Annotated in this window: 14 protein-coding genes; all 14 read right to left on the reverse strand. The window is 65.5% G+C overall.

Features of this window, described 5'->3' with window-relative positions:
- Positions 1–17: 17 nt before the first annotated feature.
- Genes BMW89_RS02695 through BMW89_RS02760 form a run of 14 tightly spaced genes read right to left on the reverse strand, consistent with a single transcriptional unit; the run spans position 18 to position 18,589 of the window.
- The gene (locus BMW89_RS02695; protein ID WP_092022419.1) at positions 18–539 is read right to left on the reverse strand and encodes a hypothetical protein; all 522 of its coding nucleotides are present in this window, start codon (positions 537–539) and stop codon (positions 18–20) included.
- Positions 540–556: 17 nt separating this feature from the next.
- Entirely contained in the window at positions 557–3,739 is a 3,183-nt protein-coding gene (locus BMW89_RS02700; RefSeq protein ID WP_092022421.1) for a DUF6519 domain-containing protein, read from the reverse strand.
- 21 nt (positions 3,740–3,760) lie between these two features.
- The gene (locus BMW89_RS02705) at positions 3,761–5,893 is read right to left on the reverse strand and encodes a hypothetical protein (protein WP_092022423.1); all 2,133 of its coding nucleotides are present in this window, start codon (positions 5,891–5,893) and stop codon (positions 3,761–3,763) included.
- Positions 5,890–8,505, reverse strand: coding sequence for a putative baseplate assembly protein (locus tag BMW89_RS02710; RefSeq protein WP_092022425.1), 2,616 nt, complete (start codon positions 8,503–8,505; stop codon positions 5,890–5,892). Before BMW89_RS02710 ends, BMW89_RS02705 begins: the two co-directional genes overlap by 4 nt.
- Positions 8,502–11,048 (reverse strand): putative baseplate assembly protein, encoded by a 2,547-nt coding sequence (locus BMW89_RS02715; RefSeq protein ID WP_092022427.1) that lies wholly within the window; start codon positions 11,046–11,048, stop codon positions 8,502–8,504. Before BMW89_RS02715 ends, BMW89_RS02710 begins: the two co-directional genes overlap by 4 nt.
- Positions 11,045–11,416 (reverse strand): GPW/gp25 family protein, encoded by a 372-nt coding sequence (locus tag BMW89_RS02720; RefSeq protein ID WP_092022429.1) that lies wholly within the window; start codon positions 11,414–11,416, stop codon positions 11,045–11,047. Before BMW89_RS02720 ends, BMW89_RS02715 begins: the two co-directional genes overlap by 4 nt.
- Positions 11,417–11,428: 12 nt before the next feature.
- Positions 11,429–11,743 carry a hypothetical protein gene (locus BMW89_RS02725; RefSeq protein ID WP_092022431.1) on the reverse strand — a complete coding sequence of 105 codons (315 nt, stop codon included), beginning with the start codon at positions 11,741–11,743 and terminating at the stop codon, positions 11,429–11,431.
- 9 nt (positions 11,744–11,752) lie between these two features.
- Complete coding sequence (locus BMW89_RS02730) at positions 11,753–12,265, reverse strand: phage baseplate assembly protein V (protein ID WP_092022433.1); 513 nt, start codon at positions 12,263–12,265, stop codon at positions 11,753–11,755.
- A complete protein-coding gene (locus BMW89_RS02735; RefSeq protein WP_092022435.1) occupies positions 12,262–13,392 on the reverse strand; it encodes a hypothetical protein in 1,131 nt (376 codons plus the stop codon). Before BMW89_RS02735 ends, BMW89_RS02730 begins: the two co-directional genes overlap by 4 nt.
- A gap of 14 nt (positions 13,393–13,406) precedes the next feature.
- Entirely contained in the window at positions 13,407–13,757 is a 351-nt protein-coding gene (locus BMW89_RS02740; protein ID WP_092022437.1) for a Base plate wedge protein 53, read from the reverse strand.
- A gap of 11 nt (positions 13,758–13,768) precedes the next feature.
- Entirely contained in the window at positions 13,769–14,434 is a 666-nt protein-coding gene (locus BMW89_RS02745) for a hypothetical protein (RefSeq protein ID WP_092022439.1), read from the reverse strand.
- Positions 14,431–16,866 (reverse strand): eCIS core domain-containing protein, encoded by a 2,436-nt coding sequence (locus tag BMW89_RS02750; protein ID WP_092022441.1) that lies wholly within the window; start codon positions 16,864–16,866, stop codon positions 14,431–14,433. The genes BMW89_RS02745 and BMW89_RS02750 overlap by 4 nt, the downstream gene beginning before the upstream one ends.
- Positions 16,863–17,105, reverse strand: a complete 243-nt coding sequence (locus BMW89_RS02755) for a hypothetical protein (protein ID WP_092022443.1) — start codon at positions 17,103–17,105, stop codon at positions 16,863–16,865. The genes BMW89_RS02750 and BMW89_RS02755 overlap by 4 nt, the downstream gene beginning before the upstream one ends.
- Entirely contained in the window at positions 17,102–18,589 is a 1,488-nt protein-coding gene (locus BMW89_RS02760; protein ID WP_143062691.1) for an eCIS core domain-containing protein, read from the reverse strand. The genes BMW89_RS02755 and BMW89_RS02760 overlap by 4 nt, the downstream gene beginning before the upstream one ends.

Here is an 18,589-nt window from a genome sequence, read left to right on the forward strand (position 1 = left end):
GGTCTCGTCGAAGCGGATCATCCAAAGGTCTTGCCGAGCTCGTTGAGCTTTGCGATCGCGGCCCTGCCGACATCGGTGATGTTCTTCTCCGCGCGTGCGGCCAGCTCGCGATCGACCTCAAAGCCCTTCCTGACGGCATCGACGCCCTCGCGGATCTGGGGGCCGATAGTGGGGTCGCTGATCGCTTTCTTGACTGCGCCGTCGTCGAACGCTTTCACCGTCTGGTCCTGATCCGCGAGGCGCGCGCTGTTGCCAGCCGAGGTCTCCTCGAGCGCGAGCCGAAGCGCCTGATCCAGGAGATCCTGTAAGGCTGCGAGCGGGCCTTCGGTGGCCGAGTTGGTCGTGCTGACCTTGAAGCCCGGTGCATCCGGCACGAACAGCACGGTGCCGCGCGCGAGCTTATTGAGGTCGGCGTGCGGATTGGCCTCTTGCAACGCCTTCAATGCGGCTTCGCTGCGGACCTGGCTCAGATTGGCGAGCAGCAGCTTCTCGCTGAGGGCCTTGAGCTTTGTCTCGTCTCCGACAATGAACGTGCGCATCAAAATATCTCCCAGAACTATCCAATCACATTGAGTGGCGCCCACGGCGTGCTGGCAATGCCGCCGGGGGTAATGATGTTGCCGGTGGTGATGTTGCCGAGCACGGTCATCGCGCGCGCGTTGGCGAGGCGAATCGAGATCTCGCCGCCGCGCACTCGGTTCGTGCTGATGATGGCGATCGCGCTCTCCAGCGACACGGCGATGCTCTTGGTGCTGGCTTCGACCCGGTTGTCGTTGAACAGGCATTCCTGGCCGGCCACGACCAGCACGGCGGGGGCGGGACCGCGTGCGGAGAGCATGTTGCCGATGATGCTGGCGCGCGCGCCTTCGGTGTCGTCGGCGGCGAGACTTGCCCTGACGAACGCATAGTCTGCGCCGAGCGCGAGGATGCGTCCGTCGCCGAGCCGGATTGCGACCTTCTCGCCTGCTTGTCCGAATGGCACTCTTGGATTGACCTCGGCCGTGGTCAGCGCGAACCAGTTGCCGGTCGAATCGTCGGGGGCTGGCGCGAGGTCGCGCTGCACGGTGTTATGGTTGACCTCGATCTGGGTCTGTGGCGCGCGCAGCATGATGCCGGCGCTGGTGCCGACAAAGCCCTTCGCGGGCGCGACCTCGACGATCTCGTTGCCGCTCACACGGGGACGGTTGACGCCGAAGGTGAGGACCCCGGCGCGCAACGCCGATTTCACCGCCGTAAGGCCAATCGCGCGAACCTGATTGCCGGCGATCGTGGCGCTGTCGGCGCGAATGACCTCGATGCCGACCACGGTGCCATTGTCGCTCTCGGTAGCGGGTCCGATGTTGCGGATATGGTTGTTCTCGATCGAGACGGCAGCCGCATCTGTCGCGCCGCCGAGCAGGATGCCGGCGCCGCAGGTGTCGATCGCGTTCAGCTCGACGATCAGGTCCTGTGTGCCGGCGATGATCGTGATTCCGGCGGTGCCGAAGCCGTGGATCTGGTTGGCGAGGATGTGCGCGGTGGCGGTGCTGCGACGGTCGAGCCCGGGGATCAGCCTGATCCCGAAATGATCGCCGGGCGACCAGTTCCGCAACTGATTGCGCTCGATCCATAGCCCGGCCGCGGCACAGGCGATGCCATTGGCGGTGAGGTTGCAACTGTTGCCGTCGATCGCCAGCGACGCACCGGGAAGCGCAAGGCCCTGTGCCGCAATGGCGGTGTCGGTGCAGCCGATGATCTCGTTGTGTGCGATCCGCGTGGCGAGCAGATGCAGCACCTCGTCGGCGAAGGCGATGGCGCCGCGCTGGCACAGGAGCACATTCTCCTCGATCGTCACCGCGGCCGTCAGCAGGAAGCCGGCGCCGCCCTCCACGCCCTTCAACGCGCCGCCCGCAATCGCAACCGGCGCGAAGATCGCGTTCTCGGCCAGTTTCGTGCCGCCAATCACGCCGCGCAGCACCACCGCCGGGAGCTGTGCATTCTCGGTGCCGAGCGCCGCGATGGCGAGCCGGGTCAGGTCAAGGCCGATGCAGGTCGAGACGTCGATCGTGGGATCGCGCGCGACCGAAATGATCGCGAGGTCCTCGATCGCGATCGCAAAGGAGTCCTGGATTGCGAAGGCACCGGTCGGGGCCACCAGCAGTGTCGCCGGGCCCTTGCCGACGATGCGGACCGATTTCGCCTGGTTGATCGTCACGGCTGCCTTCAGCACATAGATGCCCGGGCCAAGGCAGATCGTGCCGCCGGTCTCGCGCACCTTGTTGACGGCATCCTGGATGGTGAAGCTGCCGCTCTCGTGCTGCTCGACCGTGACGCAGGCGGTGCAGGCACAGTCGTGGCCTTCGCCTTGGGGCGGCCACGGGCGGCGGCAGTCGGTGACGCTCTCGGCACCGATATCCCAGATGCCGAGCCGCGCATAATGGTGATGGATGCCGCGCGGCGGGGCGCGGTCGAGCAACTCGACGCTGGCGTCCGCCGTGCGCGCGGCGAAAGCCCACCAGTCGCCGGCGCGAAAGCCCGCAGCCCCGGTTGAATCGAAGCTGACGGTGACGCCGTCCTCGAGCAGGATGGTCGTGCCCGCGGCGGGCACGTTGATCACGCCGGTCGATCCAGCGGCGTCGAGATCGCCGATCTGCACCGGCGTGCCGCTGGCGTCGGTCCGGAACACCTTTCCCTTTTGATCCCAGCGGCGCACCCGCAAATTGGTCTGTTTCGGCCAGTCGCTGTTGGGGAATCCCGGCGGCAGCATCAGGGCCGGCAGTGCAGGTGTGAAGCTGATGCGCCGGGTCGCCTCGGTAACGGTGATGCGGCGCATCTCGCCGGCCTTTTGAGAAAACTCCCTGGCGTCGTCGAGGATCTCGACCCAGTCGCCGGTGTTGAAGCGCAGCACGTCATCCCGCCCGAGGCTGTCGAGTTCGAGCTCGGTGGTCGAGATCATGCTGGCGACGCGCGAGCCGATGCTGGCATTCTCGCGTGACCATTTGAAGGTCGCGGTGCCGCCGGGCTGGCCGGGGTCCTGGATCTCGACGCGGTAGAGCTGGTTCTCGAGGCCGCGGAAGCCGCCGGTCGGCGGCAGCTCGCAAGGGTCGGTCGTGGGTGCCGCATCAAACGTGCCCGTCGTGAGCACGCCGGTTGACGGTGCGATCACCGCATTCCAGCCTGGCATATCCTCGTCGGGCGTTGCGCAATCGGTGTTGCCGCCGGCGTCGGTGTCGAGCACACGCACCTGCCACACGGTCTGGAGCCGCGAGCTGGTTTCGACGCCGACGGCGATCTCGACCAGTTCAGGCCGCTCCAGATAAGTCAGCTCGCGCTCCCAGACGTCGAGATAGACGAGATGGCGGCCGGCGGTCGGAAGCGGCGGCCGCACCGCGACCGGAAGATAGGGTTGCGTCTCGTAGGTGAGCTTGTCGGTGAAAACAGTCTCGGCCATGAGGTCGTCGAACAGGCGCTTGTCGGGATCGGGAAGGCCATGGTTCTCCGCGAGCAGGCCATCGACATAGAGCCTGCCCTTGCCGATCTCGAGCGAGTTGCCGACGACGCCGAGCTTGAATGCATCCGGCGTGGTCGAGGAGACCGTGGCGCGGCCGAGAATGTCGCTGGCGAGTGCCCGCAGCCTGCGATCGAGGATCGCCATCAGCTCGTTGGCGTCGCCGTCCAGCAGTACTGCACCCTGTTTCAGCTCCAGGCCGGCGAAGTCGAGCAGCGGGTCGAGACGAACGCGTGAAAAGTCGGCACCCATGATAGCCTCCGATGCTCTCGGTCAACTCGCGAAAAACAGGCCCGCGTGCAGGCCGAAACGTAGATATTCCTCAAGCCGCAGCCTGAGATTGGCCTCACGCTGCGGCTGGAATAATGCGTTGAGCACGCCGATCTCGCTGTCGTTGTCACCGCCCGCGCGGATCGCGAGACTGGTGGTGCGGCGAAGCTGCGCATAGCCGGGATCGCCGTAGCGCAGCGAAGTGAACAGCGGCAGCGCCGTAGGTGCTGCATCGTTCGGCACGCAATGGAAGCGGCGCGGCGTGATTGAGTCTGAAGGCACGTAGCAGAAGCGGACGCAACCCTCCTGGCGGCGTTGGACCAGCAACGGCGCGATCCACGGCTTTGTAGGCTTCGTGTCGAGCCTTGCGAGGAAGATGGTGTTGGAGGCGAGCTTCAGCAGTTTGGTGTGGACCTTGCCGATGACAGTGCATTGAGCGACGGTCAATTCGGCGCCGGCGCCCCCCGCATCATCAGCGGCAAAGGCGACGTTCTCCGGCGCCCCGGCATCGATGATGCAGTCGGTCAGCGTTACCTCGGCATCGGCAACCGCTTGGATCTGACCGACGATGCAGCGCTCCAGCGTGACCTTGGCAAAGGGGTGCTTGATGATAAGGCTCGGCGGACCCGGCAGCGCCACCGGACTTCCGTTGCCCTTGAGCGTGAGCCCGGGCACCAAGGTGCAGTCGCGCAGCACCAGTTCTCGCAGCTCGATATCGCCGGGATCCGCGAGCTGCAATGTGCCACCGGAAATCACGAGCCCATCGAGCGTGAGCCGGCCGCGTGCGCCGATGTCGAGCGTGATCCCGCCACTTGCCGCCAGCAGCGGCCGGGTCTGATCATGTGCGGCAACGACGACATGGTGCGGCGTCGCATTGCCGAGAACATCGTCCACCCTGAACGTCGGCGTCTCCTTATAGGTCAGGCTGTCGCCGATGACGAGGCGGCCGCCGGTCCTGATCAAGTCGAGTTGGGGTTGCCAGGCGCCGCTGGCGTTGACGGTTTGCTCGTTGCCGATATCGCCTTCGGCCGGGATGCGCGGATATTCACCGCCGCCGATCTGGCGCGCTGTGCCGTAGTGAAAGGTCGCGAGCAGCGGCCCGTCGGCGGCGGCACCGAGCAGCACGCGGCCGCGCTCGGGATCGAAACCGATCGTGCCAGCCGTCACCTGCGCTTCATGCGCCCAGCCGATGACATTGCCGCCGCCATCGAGGATGTCGCGGAGATCGCAGACGCGGACCTTGGCTGTGGGCACTGGAACGGGCGGGTTGCCCGGGGTGAAGAACACGAGGCTCTCGCCGTCGCCATAATCGTCCTCGCGCTGTGTGTCCGGCTGCGCGGTCGCCTGCGTTGCGCGCACGGCCGTGGCCATCAGCCGTACCGACAGCGGCTCCGGCACGTTGATGGGCTCGGCAAGATGGGAGATGTCGGTCTCGGCTTGCGCGAAGCGGAATAGCTGCATATCCGCGCCGAGCGGATTGAGGCGGAATTTGCGGCCGCTTGCGTCACCCTCGACCGGCGTCAGTGGCACGGCCGTGAGAGACAGCGACAACAGCCGCCACAGGAAAATGCCTATGTTGGGGATGTTGTAGCGCCCGGCGCCAATCTCCGGCCGCCGCATCTCGGCGGTGTGCGCAATGCTGTTGAAGGCGCCATCGCGCCGGAACAGCGCTGCCGTGTCGCGCAGATTGCAGGTCGCCGGCGCATACAGCCGGATATGCTTCATGTATTGCGTGGTGGCGAGCTGCTCGAAATACTCGACCGCATGGGCCGGCCAGCCGGTGACGTCATGCGCGAGCTCCTCCAGCATCAGTGCGGTGCCCTTGCGGCGGCGGAAGGCGATGGTATCGGCGACTTCCGCGCGCGGCGAGGTTAGCTCGCTGCCGAGCCCGCGCAGCGGCCGGTAGCCGATGAGATCGCCGATGTAGGGCGTGACCCATTCGGCGCAGGTCTCGATGAACTGGTCGTCGTAGAGCTGGTCGACGGACTCTTCCAGCGTGGCGAATTCGCGGGCAAAGGCCGCCAGCAGGGCCTGAAGCGGACCTTCCTTGGTTGGATCGTCCGCCAGCGCGGCGTCGCGCAGCCGGTGCAATGCCGGCATCAGGCCATAGAGCCGCTCAGCGGTGAGGCTGTTCATGCCATCTCCTCGAGCTGGGCGAACGGCGCCGGGTCCAGGGTCAGAAGCTCGCTTGGCCTTGCGATGCCCTGCTCGACATGCATTCGCGACGCCAGCAACCGGACCTGGCGCGAGGGAATGGTCTGGGCATAGGGCGTCGTTCCGCCATAGAGCTTGACGAGGTCAATCGCGACGATTCCGGGCGTCGCTTGCGCCGCCGCGATCACGTCGGATTGCTGCACAGCCTGGCCGAGCTCACGCGAGTCGAAGGCAAAGTGCGCACGCAGCGCGGCTTCGACCGCGGCGAGTACGGCCTTGGCTTCAAAATCGGGATCCCGCTTGACCTTCAGTCCGATCCGGAACGTGCTGGACTGGTAGGGCAGCAGCGCCACCGCGACATGCGGATCACCGCCGGCCTTCAGCGCGGCGAGCAAATTGGTCCACACCGGGCTTGCGGAATTGACGGGCGCGCCGGGCGGCCCCGCGATCGTGATGGCAACGGTTTTTCCGCGCGGCAGCTGCAGCACTTGCGCCTGCGCCTTGGCAATGCCGGTGAAGGCGCGGGCAAAATCCTCGTAGTCGAGAACGGATACGACGCGGCCGAGCGTGCGGGCACCCAGTGGAATGCTGCGCCGCGCAGCATCGGCCGGCTCCGGGTCATTGCCGCCCTCGGCGGCGAGCGGGTTGCTGACGCCCTTGAGCCCGAGCGGGCGCGACAGCAACTGGCTCAAGGTCTCGGCGCGGACGTTGCCGGCGATGCCGATGCCCTTGCGATAGGTGGCGCGGACATTGTTGAGCCCGCTCGGCAGCCGCGCGCCGCTGGCGCCGTCGCCGAATTTCGCAAGATTGCGGCCCTGCTCATCGACATCAATGGCAAAGGCGTGATCCGTCGCGGCCGCACCATACAGTGTCGTGCGCTCGTGCCATGCGATCTCGCCGATCCGAAGCGTCAGTTCGCTCGCGGCACCGCTCTCATTGGCGGTAGCGCGATAGGTCAGCGGGACCTGCTTCAGCTCGAATTGCTGGAACGGCTGCGCCGCATCGCCGGAGCCCAGGATCTGCGTCACCGTCTCGCCATGCGAGGCCGGCACGATGTTGCCGTGAACGACGACGCTGCCGCGGTCAAGGTTGCCGGCAAGCGGCGGGTCAATCTGAAGCGTGCAGCGATTGGTATCGACAGGCTGCGCGGACACGAGGTTGGCCTGCACTACCACGGCCTGGCCGTCGGAGACGCGATTGCCGCGCAGGATCAGGCGCCGGCCGGCGACGAGACCATCGGCGTTGACGGCCGCCGGGATGCTGTTGCCGGTCGCGGCGTCGTCGACGGCGTACGGAGCAAGTGTGAGCTCCTCCGACTGCACGAAGGCCGTGCAGCGGCGGACTTCGTCCTTGTAGGTATCGTAGTCGGCGCCGTGTAGCGACAGGCGCGTGACCTTGCCGGACAGGGCGAACTGGGCGCGGGAAATCTCGGCGATGTTGGACACCTGATAGAGGTCGATCGAGGGCGGCAGGTTGATCACGATGATATCGATCTTGCCGAGTGCCTTGTTGTTGAAGGCGCCGGGAATTGTAAGCACGGCGTAGCCACCAACGCGCGCCTCCGGGTAGACCGTATCGAGGTCGATGCTGCCGGTGATCGGCGAAATCGAAAAGTCTGGCCAGTCGTCGTTAACAGGGGTCCCGGGATAGTTCTTGCGGAATTCGTCCGACATCGACTTCCACATCGGCGCGTTGTGGCCGAAGGCGGCGGCGCGCTTGCGCAGCGCGTACACTTTGGAGCCCTGCGTCGCCTCGACATTGGTAAGGCCGACACGCCAGGTGATCCTGGTGCGATCGAAATCCGATTGCAGCTCGACGCTGTCGATGAAACGGAAGTCCCAATTGGTGTCATTGGTGCCGGGATCGAAGGCGTCGCCGACGATCAGCAGCGCATCGCCGGGCTTCAGATTGTTGCGCTGGCCGACGAGATACATGGTCGTGTCGCCCTTGCCGGGCCGCCGCGCCTCCGCCATCCAGGGGCGGATCGCGTTCCAGGTTGGCCGTGCAGTGTCCAAACGTTCAACGGTCTCAAAAGTCTGCGGCTTCTCGTCCGGCCCCGGTACGCTCTGCACCTTGGTGCCGATTTCGATCGACACTTGCGTGGGCACGCCGGTGACGAAGCTGCCTGGTTCGGGCGACAGTCTTGGCGGCGGCACAGGCGGCGTTTCCAGCGTAAAAGCGAGCCACGTCTCGGCGGCAACGCCCGGCCGCAGGCGGTAGCCGATCAGCCGGCCCATCTCCTGGAGGGAGACGCGCTCCAGCGCGGTGCGAAGATAGGATTCGTTGGCGATGCGCTCCTGGTAGAAGGTGAGTACGTCAGCGGCGCACGCGAAGGCATCGATCAGGCCGATGGTGAAGTCGTCGTCGTTACGGTTTTGCAGTTTGCCGAGTGGGGCAAACGCGGCAGATGACAGCGCAGCATGCAGGCTGTCGCGGAACTGCGCGTAGTCGCCGATCCGGTAGGCGATAGCGGAGAGGCCGTAGCGGTTCGAGATGCCTTGCGGCGTCTCGGCCTCAATGCCGGCGCAGCAGCCGCAGCTTTCGCTGCCGGCAGGTAAAGCGAGCGGCTTGATGACCGGGACTGGTAGCGTCATTTACCGCCTCCCGCTTCGATGATGAGCCGGCCGCGCTCGCGGAAGCTCGGATTGTTGGCGAGCTCAGCGATCTCGAGGCTGCCGATCGGAATCACTTCGTCGTTCAGCGATGTCGCGAGCGGCGAAATGAACCGCTGGAATTTCTCCGCCTGCACCGCCTCGACGCCCTCGACCGCTTGTGCGGCTGCGATGATGCGGCTGAGATAAACGGGATCACCGAAGGAGAAATTGTCGGGGTGAAACAGACCGAGTGTACCGTCGGGCAGCACCGTGCTCGACAGCACCGTCCGCACCGCCTGCGCGACCTCGGCGCGGAAATAGTCTGGCTTGACGCAGACATGCAGCGTGACGTCGAGCGGCACGGAGCGCGGCGGACGCACGTCGAGATCGTAGCCGGCCATCCTGAACCGTTCGAGATGGTTGCGCAGTTGTGTGGCGAAGGGGGCGTCGACCGCGCCGCCGCCGAAGCGATCGGGCGTCACGAACACGGTGTACCAGCTGCCGGTCCAGCGGAATGTCGCAGCCGCGCGCTGCACGTCGGCGCGCCGTTCAGCCGCGGCGGCGTAATCAGTGGCCGTCACTGCGCGCTCCTGGGTGCGGAAGGCCTGCGGCGCGTCGCGCCGTACCGCCTCGATGGCCTCGGGGTCGATGCCGCCGGACGCGGGAAGCGGATTGCGCACGGCGGCGAACACGCCGTTCGTCGTGCTGACGATATGTGCGATGGCCTCAGCACCGACATTGCCTGCCGTGCCGTTGCCGATCCGGTAGATCGCGGTGAAGGCAGTGTCCTCCGCAGGCCGCTTGCCGAGCAGGCCGTCGCCGAACCGCAGCAAAGCGCGGCTGTGATTGTCGATCTCGACGACGGCGTGGGGCATATTGCCGGCGCTGTCGATGAGATCGCGCCTCGGCAGCCAGTGTTCGGTGGTGCCGGCGACTTGTCCCGTGAGATCGACGATGGCGGGGGTGGCATCGTGCGGCGACAAAAGAGCGAACGCGCTCGCCGTCCACCACGGTGTGTCCTTGCTGACGGGAGCGCCGAGCAGCGCGCCGAGATCGAAGGATTGCGTCAACGGGCTGTTCGCCAACGCCGGGCGGAAGCGGGCCGGCACGGTCACATCCGGGGTCGACGTGCAGCAATTCCCCGGCGCAGACAATGCCTGCTTCAATGTCGCGCGTGGCATCGTGCCGAGCTGCTCGGACGGCAGCGTGCGGCCGTGATCGACGAGCACGATATTGCCGCGGGCAACGCTGATCGCGAGCTCGGGGCGGTCTTCGACCGTCAGGCAAAGCGGGAAGGGCAGCGCATCGGCCTCGCTCCAGGCGATCTCGGTGACGTCGACGGGGCCGTCAACCGGCGGCTCGTCAAAGAGCCCGCCGGACGGATCGGTCGAGAGCACGATTTCGGTCAACCGCACCGCCCAGCGATGCCCGGGATCGGCATCGTCGGCGGACAATGTCGTCGGGCTGATGACCTCTTCGAAGATCAGGATGTCGCCGACAGCAAGCGTATCGATATGCCCGCGCAGCGTCGTGCGCGTGGTGCCGCGCGGCAGGCAGCAGCCATTGTTGCCCCAGGCGTAGAAAGTCAGCTTGTTCTGCTGTTGATCCAGCTTGGCGGGCGCGACGGTCTCGAAGATCTCGGCGCCGCCGTCGATCGCATCGTTCAGCTCATGCGAGCCCGGCGTCGGCACCAATTCGAGCCCGGGGACGCGGGTGAGCAATTGCGTGCCCTTGTCCAGCGCGATGTCCGGCCCGTTCACGTCAAAATGCACGAAGGCGCGGGCATTGCAGCCCTCGTGCAGGTGATAGTCGACCAGCCGCGCATGGCGCCGTACCGAAATGCGCTGCCGCGCGGTCGCGAGATAGGCTTCGTTGGCGATCGCATCCTGGCGGTAGGCGAGGTTGTCGGCGGCGTAAGCGAGCAGCTCGACCAGGGTTACGCCGAGATCGGCTGCGGAGCGTTCCTGCCAGCCGGGCACGAGCAGGCTCAGCCTATCCAGCATCAGCCGGCGAAAGCCCTGATAGTCGCGCGCGAGATAGTCGATAACGGGCCGCGGGCGCGGCACCGGCGGGCAGGGCGTGGTATCCTCGCAATCATAGTCCGAGGGGCATTCGATCTTGAAGGTGAAGTCGATGGCCGACATTTTTGGATCGAAGCCGGCCGGCGGCAGGACCGAGCCGGAATTGGTGAAGATGCCGAAACTGTAGATCGAGTAATCGCCGCTACTGTCGGTGCGGACCACCAGCGTGCGGGCGAGATCGTCGACGGTGTCGACCAGCCCGGGCTCGGCCTGTGCGGGCAGCGCGTCTGCCGGTGCGCACCAGACCACGCCGACGGTTGGGATTCGCTCGCCGCCGGTGATGCGCAGATTGTCCGGCGAAAGCGCAAAGCCGGAATGCAGCAGCCGAACCAGCAGGGTCTGTTGCCGCGGCGCGCCGGGCGGGGAGGCGAGGTCGAGCACCTCGATGAATTCGATGGCGTTGGCGCTGCCCTTGGCCTTGAGCACCTCGAGCCGGCGCGGATCGCAGCAATGTTGCTTCATGCCGCGCCTCCCGGAACCGCAAAGCTCGCGAGGTGGCCCGTGCGGTCGGCGAGCACCACGTAGCGGATATCGACCCGCAGCACGGCATCGTCATTGATCACCTCGACCGAATTCACCGCGATCAGGTGCGCGAGATGCTGATGCAGCGCGGCCTGGGCCAGCATCTGCGTGGTCGCGGCGAGCGTGACCGAATTTGGCTCGAACACCAGTGCCAGCAAACCCGCGCCGAAATCGGGCCGCATCACCCGCTCGCCCTGCATGGTGAACAGCACCTGCTCGATCAGGTCGCGGATGTGATCTGGGCGATCGGTCGTGGCCGTGCGGCCCTGGTCGTCCAAATGATAGGGGAAATCGAGCCCGTTGCTCACCTCATCCTCCCCTTAAGTGGCCAGCACGCGCATCTGCGCGACCACCGGCAGCATCGGCGTGCCCGTCGGCGTGCAGACCGATTGCCCCATCATGGTTGCGGCCGGGGCGCCGCCGATCATCACCCGCGCCGCGCCCACCACCATCTGCGCGGTGACGCAAGGTGGCGCCGAGCCGGTGAGCGAACAGCCTGCAATCGCATAGGGGCTGGTGAGATTGACTGCGGGCTGGCCCGACAGCATCACGCGCGGGAACGGCGACATCGGCATCGCCTGTCCGGCATGGCTGCACAGCACGGTGGCGCCAAGATGCAGGATGGGAGCGGGCATGTGTTCCTCCTAGATCACGGTGAGCGCGCCGAGATTCACGTCGACGCTCGGCCCGGTCATGGTGATGATCGCGCCCTTGCCGTTGGAAATCGTGATGCCGACGTCGCTGACCGAGATCATCGCGCCGGTGGTGGTCTGCATCAGGATGCCGCCGGTCGGGCCCGGCACGTCGCTGATGGTGAGGCCGTTTTTCAAAGGCGTTTGCAGGGTGATGCCGGGCACGCCGGGCGGTACCGCGTGCGCCAGCACCGGTACTTCCGCAGCGCTTCCCCAGTAGCACCCGACCCAGATCGGATAGTCGGGGTCGCCGCGCTCGAACTCGATCCAGACGCCGGCACCGATGATCGGCACCGTGAAGAAGCCAGCATTGATGCCCGCGGTCGGCACGCACGGCATCGCCCAACTTGTCGGTATGACGGCGCCGACGTCAGGCACCATCGCCTGGATCCGGCCGATCTGGAGCGGATCGATGTTATTGATCACCACCGCGCGATATTTTCCGAAGAGGGGCGCATCGCTCATGTCGGCACCTGCGGCACGGTCGAGATCAGCGCATTGCGTGCGAGCGAGAACGACTGCTTGTAGGAGCCGCGCTCGATCTCGTGGGTGACGTTCTTGACGTAATAGAGCCCGTCGTAAGGCAGGCCCGCGCCGCGCACGCCGACCAGTTGTCGCGACTTCAGCAGACGGCCGTATCGGGCGACGTCGAGCTTACCGTTGCCGAACACGCTGTCGCTGTGCTGGCTCGCATAGGCAAGCCCTGCCATCAACGCTTGCGGCGCGGAGAGGTGGGCCGTGTTGGCCAGCTTCTCGATCTTCGGCGGAAGCGGCGGCACCGCGCCGAGTGGCGGGCTCATCGGCGTGATGTCGGGGATCGGCACCGGGATCGGCACCTTGCTGTTGCTTTCCTGGAAGAACACGATCGGCATGATTTTGCGTTCCTTGTCGAAGTTGAACGAGATCTCCTCGACATTGGTGAGCGCATCCATGTTGGTGGTGAGCGCCGGCTGCGGCGCGCCGAAGCGGATCTCCGGTCCCCAATAGGCTTTTGAGGCGCCTGGAGCCGGGCCAGCCTCAAGATAGAAGACGTAACCGGCCTCGCCCGCGAGCTTTTTGACGTAAGCGTAGTCGCTGCCCTTCTGCTGCGGAATTTGTTGCACCGGGATCGGCGGGATATCGAGAACGCTCGGGATCACCATCGGGATTACGCCGAGAGCTGCGTATTTCGCGAGGATCGCGAGCACCCGCACCGAGGGCGGCATCGCCGGGAAGGGCAGGCCGGGCAGCTCGATGATGTCCATCAGCGCCGACATGTCCTTGCCCTTGATCACCAGCTTGCCGACGCCGCCGCTGCCGGGCTGGGTCTCGACATTGGTGACCATGCCGTCGATGATGGATTCGGCGGTGCCGTTGATGGTGACGATCAGTACCACGCGGAGCAGCGGCGGCAGCGCACCGCCGCCGGCGAGCAGGAAGATGGTGCGCAATGGCGAGCGTACCGGCAGGTCGAAGGTCAGCTCAAAACCGCTCTGCGCATCGCCCGATCCGATCTCGATCTTGGCATGGGTTAGCGTCTCCAGTACCTCGCGCGGCGCCGGCACCGGCGACGGGCCGATCTGGAGCGAGAGCTGTACGCCGCCTTGCATCATCGGGACTGGTCTCCTTACAGCCCGTTCGGACGTGGGATCTGCACGCGCTCGCCGGGCGTGTCGGTGAGCTCGAACGGATCGGTCACGACATTGGCGTCGGCCACCCGCCAATACAGTTCGGGATCGCCGAGAGTTGCCGAGGCGAGTGTGTCGGGTCGCTCGCCGGCATTGACGATGTGCTCGCCGGCGATGCCGATGTCACGGCCTTGCGGGATGAAGCGGCGCAGCACATAGGCCACGCCGGGATCGTCGGCGCTGCGCTTCAATCGCCCGATGGCCGCGCCGTGGTAGCGGCTGTTCGGCGCGAAATTGTTGTCCGGAAATGCACCGGCATCGATCAGCATCTGGACGGGATCCGAGGACATGTTGTGCTCCGTCAGGGCAGGCTGGAAAGGCCAAGCGAGGCGAGTGAGGCGCCGCCGGTGAGGCCAGCGAGCGCCTCGCGATTGCGCAAATAGTTGAGGAAGATGGTGCCGCCGCGATGGGTGAAGCCGAGGTCGTCGGTGCTCAGCACATGCAGCCCGAGCGAGACTTTTGCGCGGATCGGATTGAGCGCGGGGTCGAAGGCTTCCTCGACGATGGAGAATTCGGCGACGCGCACCGGTGCAACGCGGTTCTTGCTCCAGACGAACAAGGTGAGCGGCGCTTCCGGCGGCAGGATCTCGAGCGTGCCGCCATCGGCCTGGCTCGCGACCCCGAGCAGATCGTCGACGCTGGGATTGACCAGAGCTTCGAGCACCGCGAGCTGCGGCGCGATACCGAAGGCGACCGCATTGGCATGGGCGTCGGGATCGGCGAGCTGGTCGGTGGCGTCGATCTCGGCATCGAGCTTGATGGTCTCGATCGCCGGACCCTTCAACCGGAACGGCTGCGCCCGCCCGCCCGCCGAACCGTCGCCGCCGGTGCCCTGCACCTGATAGGTACGGGTCAGCGTATCAGGATTGTACTGAAGCGCGATCTGCCTGCGCACCGTGCCGCCGCCCGGCGCCAGCACAACGAGGCCGCCCTTGATCAGCTTCGGTGAGGAGGTGAGGCCGGTCATGGCGTTTTGCCGATCTTCGTGATGTCGCCGCCGATCTTTTCGATGTCGCCCTGGAAATAGGCGGCGTAGAGGTTGCGGATGCCGACGATGCCAACGAGCTTCATGGCCTCCGCATGGGACGGATAGCGCCGGCGCGATGCGGAGATCACGTTGATCGGCTCTTCCTTGGCATAGGCGGGGCCTTCGACCGCGAGACGCAACGCGGGATCGGTGACGCGTGGCGCGACGTTCTCCCAGACGACTTCGTCGAGCAGCGTGTCGACGCCCTCCATCAGAGTGTTGTATTCGGGACCGTCTCCGAAGCTGTTCGCGTAGGCGGTATATGGCCCCGATCGCAGCGTGTGGATGTATTCATGGATCAGCGTCTGGAAGCTGTCCCAAAGCGAATCGCGGTCCTCTTCGGGATTCTCCTTCTTGAAGATCTGGACGTCGATGCTGCCAAGAGCGCCGGGGCCGGCACCTGCGTCCCAGCCGCGCCGGATGTCGTTCAGCTTGTCGGTCTGGTCGTTGTCCTTTGACCCGTCACTGATCCTGCCCTTGGTCTTAACTTTTGCGGTCTTCTTGTCGCCGCCGGTGAACTCTGTGGCGAGCTTGTCGAGAATCTTCGCGGCGTCGTTGACCGGCCCCCGTTCGTTGAATGCCGGCGAGACGTTGAAGGTGCGGTTGAGGTCGCGTACCGCCTGGTCCGACTGGAGCAGATGAAACAGGAAGCCGCGCGCGTCTTCCTGTTTGCTCTCGCGGGGCGTCTTTGGATCGTTCAGAATCTTTTGCAGATCGGCGAAGCGATCGTGAATCCTGCCGCCCTGCTCCTTGGAACCCGCCTTGAACTCGGGATGGTCCGATCGTGTGTAGTAGCCGGCGAACACCTTGTCTGTCTCGTCCTTGCTGGCCTTTGCGATCCGTTCGAATTCTGTGAGATCGCGAGTCTTGGTCTTGTCGTCGTGCTCCTTGGGTCCGCGGCCTTTGACCTGCCTGTCCCAATTGTCCTGGATCATGTTCGGTATCAGCTTGCGCAGGGCATCTTCATACTGCTTCTTGTCGAAGGAGGTGGCGCCACCAGCTTCGTCGGTGCGGACCTCCGGCTTCAGCGCCTTGGCGATCTCGACCTTTTGCGCTGCGTTGGGAGCGACCGTGTTCGAGAGATCCTTGCCGCTGACGGTGAGTGCGATGTCGCGAAAGACCCGGCTGAGCAGCACGTCGTATTTGCTCGACGTAATTCTGGCGTTCTTGGCATCCTGCTTCAGCTCGGCTTGAACGAACGAGTCGAGGGTATTGTCCGCCTTCCCCTCGAGTTCGTCGACCTTGCGCACGGCCTCGGCTCGCAACTCGCTGAGGTCCTGCATCGCCTTGTCACGCGCGGCGGGTGCAAGCCCGAAGATCTCCGCCGCAATGAGGTCGATATCCCTGCTGTTTCCGACCGCGTCGATCCGCTTTTTGACCCCCGCGCTATCGTAGTCGAAAGTCGGGGTGTTCTTGCCGGGCAAGCCTTTCGGGATAACGGTGCTGTTGGCCAGCGCATCGCGGCCGCCCTCGAAGCGGGTGTTGAAGAAAGCCGCGAGCCGCTTGGCAGAATCGTCGTCGAGATCGGATTCCAGCTCAGTGACACTGAGCTTGCCCTCGCCGAACATGATCCTGAGGGCTGCGACGTCGCTGAGCTCGAGCAGGTCGAGAATGGCGTTCTCGTCGTCGGTCAGCGTCGGTCCGTCCTGCATTTCCTGGATCAGTAGCGCCTTTTGCAGGGGATTGAGCGGAAAGCCGGCGTTACTCGCCTTCCATAGCCGGACGATGGCGCGCGCCTTGTTGTCGCTGCTGTGGTCGCCCTCCTTGACCTTGGCCTCGGTGATCCCCCTGAGATAGGCGTGCAGCTCGACGTCGGTGAAACTGCCTTCGACGAGGCCGAGCCAGATGCCGAAATCTTCCAGGCAACAGCGCCGCTGCACTGCGCGCGGAGCGGTGCCGCGTTGCTGCACGACATGCGCGAGCTCGTGGGCCAGCAGATGCCGGCCATGTCGGGTGCGGGGATCGTAAGCGCTGTCGCCAAACACGACGTTTTCGCCTGACGTATATGCAGCGGCGTCGATCGCGCGGGCCGAGACTGCGGCCGCGGGGCCGGTGTGGATTCGTACACGACTGAAGTCGGAACGGAATTGCCGTTCCATGTCCTCTCGGACCGCGGTGGGAAGCGGCGTTCCCGCCGAGCGTACGATCTCGGACACCGACGCCGGCGTCGGCGTTGCCGCGCGATCCGGGGCGCGCGGTAGTGGTGACAATGACGGCGGGCCTGCATTGGCCGTGCCCGACCGCAGCGCCGTTGCGGCAGCGCGATCGGCCTCCTGCTCGAAATGATCGTGCGCAGGGCGCACCTCCAGCGCGGGCGCTCGCGCCGGAACGGCCTGTTTCACGGCGACTTTGGGCGCAGCCTGGGCCGTCATGGCTTGCCTCGTGCGGTCATCCCGAAGCGCGGTACCGTTGTCGTCAATTGCGTCGCGATGCGGTCGGCGATGGCTTGCGGCGCGCTACGCGTATTGGCGGCCTCAACGGTGGCCGAAGATTGCACAAGGCGCGCGTGCAGCGCCGCGCCAATCGCATCCGCGAGCCCCGCGGTTTCCCCGCGCTGCGGCGCATCGACGACCAGGCGGCCGATGCGCACCTCGATGCCGGGATCTTTCACGGCGTCGCTCCCTTGACCGGTGTGGGCCGGATCGATTCCATCGGCACCAGCTTGTTGTTCTTGGGATCGAGCAGCTTCGGGTCGAACTCGCCATTTGTGCCGGCGTCGGCCGCGTAGACGTCGTAATTCTGCAATGGCGGATCGTAGACGGTAAGGGCCAGCGCCTTCAGATCGGGTAGCGCCGTCTTGTTGTCGGTCTTGGTGCCGAATTCGCTGATCGTGGTGTTGCTGACGCCGATGAACTTGTATCCCTTCGAGGCATCGCTGGGGTCGACCTGTTTCCGGGCGAGCGCGACCGCATGGGCGTCGCGGATCTTGGTTTCGCCGGGTTTGGCCTCGTTGGGGATGATGGTCATGTACATCGCCGTGGTCCAACCCTGCTCGCGCAGCAGCCGCGCCGCATAAGTGGCGTAGACGTCGCAATCGGCCTTGATCTGGTTCGTGCTCTGGTCGGTCTTGAGCGTTTTTGCCGTGGGATCGCCGAGCAGGTCCGGCTTCTCGTCGTCGGGCGAATGCGTGTAATATTCCTTGAGGACGTCCTCCGACAGCTCCAGCGACAGGTCGCGCTTCAGTCCTTTGACGCCCTTCTTGTCAAGCTCTGCAAAGGTCTTGCCGATGGCCGAGGTGTTGTCTTTCAGCCATTTCTGGGAATGCTTAGTGTCCTCGGCGGTCAGCGTCTGGCCGCCGAGAGGGGCCAGTTGCCGCAAGAAGCTCTGCTGACCGCTCACGCCGCTGCCACCGCGCATGTTGGAGACGACCGCACCGTAGACCTCGGGGTCGTTGCTCTTGATCGCGAACTGAACGGCGGCGTCGCGCTCGCCATTGGCGGAAAGCGCGCGCGCCACCTTCTTCAACGCGTCGCGGCACTTCTCGATGTCGTCGGTCTTGTTCGAGGTCTTTGCAGCCGTCAGGGCGGCCACGCCGCGACCACAGAAATCGAGCGCTTTTGTAACCAGCGGCTTGCGAGCTGCGGCGTCGGCGGCTGCGCCGAGATCGACCTGGAGCTGGGATGCCTCGTCCTCCAGCGATGGGCCCGGCTTGCCCTGTCGCGCAATCTCGGCGCGCCCGCTCTGGCGTTGCTGGGTGACATGGGCGAGCTCGTGCGCGAGCAGTCTTCGGCCGGACGGCGTGTGCGGCGCGAACTCGTTTCGCGCGAAGACGAGCTGGTTGCCATAGGCGAAACCACGGGCGTGCAATCCGCTCGCCGTGCGATCGGCCTTGGCATCCGTGCTGACACGCACCTGCGAGAAGTCGCAGCCGAACCGGCCCTCCATGTCGGCACGGGTGGTCGGCGCAAGCGGCTGCGAGGCAAGGTCGAGCCGGTTTGCCACAGGCTCGCGTGCCGGTCCGGCCTGGCGCGGCGCGGGCGTCCGGGAGAGCGCGCTGTCGGCAAGCTCGTTGGCTTCGCGTTCCCGCCCCGCCGCCGTATGCGCCTGGGTTGCGCCTTGCGACAGCCAGCTCATATTGGCAAACGAGAAGCGCAC

It is taken from the genome of Bradyrhizobium sp. OK095 (assembly GCF_900109945.1).
In the GTDB taxonomy this organism is placed as follows: Bacteria; Pseudomonadota; Alphaproteobacteria; order Rhizobiales; family Xanthobacteraceae; genus Bradyrhizobium.